The following is a 3495-nucleotide window of genomic DNA, read 5'->3' on the forward strand; positions in this document are numbered from 1 at the left end:
TCACCGTGGTCGTGAGACATATCCATGTCGCCCATTTTGTCATGATCATGGCCCATCTTCATGTTGCCCATGTCGTGATGGTCACCGTGGTCATGAGACATATCCATACCGTCCATTTTGCTATGGTCATGGTCCATTTTCATGCCACTCATGTCGTGGTGGTCACTGTGATCGTGAGACATATCCATGTCATTCATCTTGCCATTGTTGTGGTCCATCTTCATGTTGTCCATGTCGTGGTGGTCGTCATGGTCAGCAGAGCCCATTTGCATATCTTTTTTCTGCTTATCTGCCATAGTGCATTCCTTTCTAAAACCAATTTACTTTCTTACTGGTCTAATTTAAAACAAAAAACAAAAATATGCAAGTTTGTAACATTTTACTTATAGTAGATAAAAATATTTCAGATTTTAGTTTTGATAAAAAGCGAGTTATCAAAACTGCAGACATTTTATTTTAATCTTTGAGATAATTAGGAAAAATCATTATTTCAGGACAAATAAAATTGGTCTACCTTTATTTTTCTATAAAATTTATTTATTTCTAAATAAATGATTTTGAATGGGCGTTTTTATTTTATTAAATTCTTGCATTTTATTCCCGATTTTTGTACATTTAAAGGCGGTTATTTTTACATTTTCCCTTGCATTTCGACCTGAATTGGTTTGAAAGATTTTTGCAGAGGGTAAAGGCAAGTTTTAATCATTTGGTACTTAACTACCTATATAAAAGAGGAGAAACAGATGTTAGCAGCAAACAGTACCAAAACTGATGAACAACCGCTTGATGCCGAGAGTAAATTCTGGTCATTAGCGATTGCCACCATTGTTTTGGCAGTAGTGATTGGCCTCGCCGCCATCCTATTATCATTATTTTTGGAATTTATTGAAGTTCACTTTTTGGATTTTCATGAATCGTTCCGCCACTATAGTCCCAACAACGCCCACCCCAGTCAACGCTTTATTTCAATCGTGATTGGGTCAACCATTGCTGGTTTTGTTTGGTGGGCCATCCGGGCCCGCGGCAGCAAGATTGTCGGCATTAACGGGGCCTTGAAGGGCGAAAAGATGCCGGTCTGGAAGACGGCAGCCAACGTTTTGACCCAAATGTTCTTTGTTGGAACCGGTGGATCAGTTGGTCGTGAATTAGCACCACGGCAGGCTGGGGTTATGTTAGCCCAGACCTACCAACGCAAGACGGCTAAAATCCGCTTTTTGTGGTTGAGCCAAGAAGACCAGAAACTCTTATTGGCCGCAGCGGCCGGAGCTGGTTTTGCTGGGGTTTATATCTCACCAATTACGGGGATGCTCTTTTCCGTTGAATTACTATTGAAGAAAGCCTCTGTGAAGACCATCTCGGTTTCATTGGTGATGTCAACGATTGCGGCCTTGATGGGGGCGATTGTGAAGGGTTATAACCCTTACTACGCCTTATTCCAAACGACGGACTTTTCTCGTTGGCTCTTGGTTGTGGCCGTTATCCTTGGTCCTATCGCTGGAATCTTTGGAGCCTGGGCTAAGCAGGCCTTTGGTTGGGCTCAGAACCACCAAGCTAAGGGGAAGTGGCTCTGGTTAACGATGCCAGCAGTCGGAGTCTTAACGGGGTTGATGGCCTGGCCATTCCCACAGGTCATGGGGAACGGACGAGCAACTGCTCAATATACCTTCCTGCAAACTGACCATCACTTACTTTATTTCTTCATCGCCCTTGGCTTGGCTAAGTTTGCCATGACCTTCCTCAGTTTGTATGGTGGTGGAACTGGTGGAACATTGACGCCGTCAATTGCCCTTGGAGGGGTCTTAGGATTGGTGAGCTCAGTCGCCTTCCATCCCTTCTTACCAAACTTGGCACCATGGCAATTTGCCTTGATTGGGGCAGTGGCCTTGCTAGCGGCTTCCCAACAAGCGCCATTGATGGCGATGTTTATGGTCTTTGAAATTAGTCACTTAGACTATTCAGCCTTAATCGTCTTCGCCCTAGCTGTTGCCCTATCATCAGCAACGGCCAAGATTTACTTGGACTGGATGGGAACCCACCCATTTCAAAAGAAAAATTTAAATTAATTTGATTGAAAAAACCAGGATAATGAATATCCTGGTTTTTTGCTGATTAATGATGGATTCAATATTTAAACAAATAAGACTACTTTGCTTAGTTAATAATCTCCCCGTCAATAATGTCTTTTCTATGTGTTTGGTTTTAATAGCAAAGAAGCCGAAGCATTAGTGCGAGCAGTTGACGAGTCGACTGCTGCTGAAAATGAGCCGACGGTAGCTGCCCGCTTTCTTTTTAAAGAAGAGGTGTTTGATCAAATTAAAAATCATGAAAATTGATATTATGACCTTGCTTCCTGGCTGATGGAATTTTAAGATGTTGATAGAGATGTTATAATTTAGGAATCGATATAGATAAAAGGGGTTTTCGCCTTTTTCAAACCGCTATCAGTATTAGAATTTATTGTGGCCGTTGCATTATCCATTTTTGCTTTCATGACAGCCTAAACATTATTTCGATATATCGGGATACCGTTTTCCGATTTGTTTCAGACGACATTTATACCAAAATACAGGGGAAATCTATTGAATGAATTTTTAGAAATAAAAGATAAATTACTAGCAAATCAGCAAAAAAATGTAAAAAATTGGATGATACTTATAGTTTTTTATTTTTTATTTGATATCTACTTGATAATTGCGATTACTTCAAATATCATGAAAACTAATTCTTTTGTTATACTGCATATAAGTTTATTTGTAGTGATAAATTATATCTTTATAAAAAGTATCAAAATACTTAAACGTTTCAAGACGTCAATCAACCAAGAACACAATATAGAATTAACAAAAATTACTAACTTTGACAATACAAATAAGTGGTTCAACCAGAATTGCAACTTGTTTCCCAAAAATATTTTTAATTCATTGGTAAGATTCGATTCAAGAAATTATTTCACTTGGGGCTGTATCGAATCTGGGACAGACTATACACTTTTTATTATCGATTTATCAAGAAATAACGAAGTGATCTCTTTAAATATCGAAAAAAAAGATTTAAATCGCTATGATAATATTCATTTCATTACAAAATTAATCAAACAAATTGCCAAAAAACAAAAAATAAACCAAACATTTCCACGAAAGTATCTTCACTCGCACCTTAGTTTTTACGTGAGAAAGTAAGCGTCGTCTCCTAGTTAGCGTAATGTTGGTTAACCAGAGCTCAAAATGAGTCCCCAGAAAAACTGATGTGAACCCCGAAATTTGGGTTCATATCAACCCGCCAGCAGTCAATGCGGTTTATTTATTCTTAATTTTGAAATATTAATAATTTTATTAAAAATTTTGTCTAAATATCGATTAACTGATATAATAATTATGAAAAAGTAGGAAGGGGAAAGCACCTCTTTCCAAGCTCATCGCCGGCCAGCGATGGGCTTTTTTATTAAAAAAAGACCCCGGCTGGCCAGCCGGGGCGTGGCTTTACTTTTTATGGTTC

2 protein-coding genes and 1 pseudogene are annotated in these 3495 nt (G+C 38.7%); 2 read left to right on the plus strand and 1 reads right to left on the minus strand.

Annotation, left to right across the window (positions count from 1 at the left end; translation table 11 throughout):
- A pseudogene (locus AOQ29_RS00115) lies at nucleotides 1–296 on the minus strand (hypothetical protein); the annotation flags it as partial.
- A 447-nt stretch (nucleotides 297–743) separates the two neighbouring features.
- Here AOQ29_RS00115 and AOQ29_RS00120 point away from each other — a divergent pair.
- Nucleotides 744–2063 (plus strand): chloride channel protein, encoded by a 1320-nt coding sequence (locus tag AOQ29_RS00120; protein WP_061992553.1) that lies wholly within the window; start codon nucleotides 744–746, stop codon nucleotides 2061–2063.
- 516 nt (nucleotides 2064–2579) lie between these two features.
- Nucleotides 2580–3179 (plus strand): hypothetical protein, encoded by a 600-nt coding sequence (locus tag AOQ29_RS00125; RefSeq protein WP_061992554.1) that lies wholly within the window; start codon nucleotides 2580–2582, stop codon nucleotides 3177–3179.
- Nucleotides 3180–3495 lie beyond the last annotated feature (316 nt).

Origin of the sequence: Fructobacillus ficulneus (assembly GCF_001047075.2) — a bacterium.
Taxonomy (GTDB): domain Bacteria; phylum Bacillota; class Bacilli; order Lactobacillales; family Lactobacillaceae; genus Fructobacillus; species Fructobacillus ficulneus.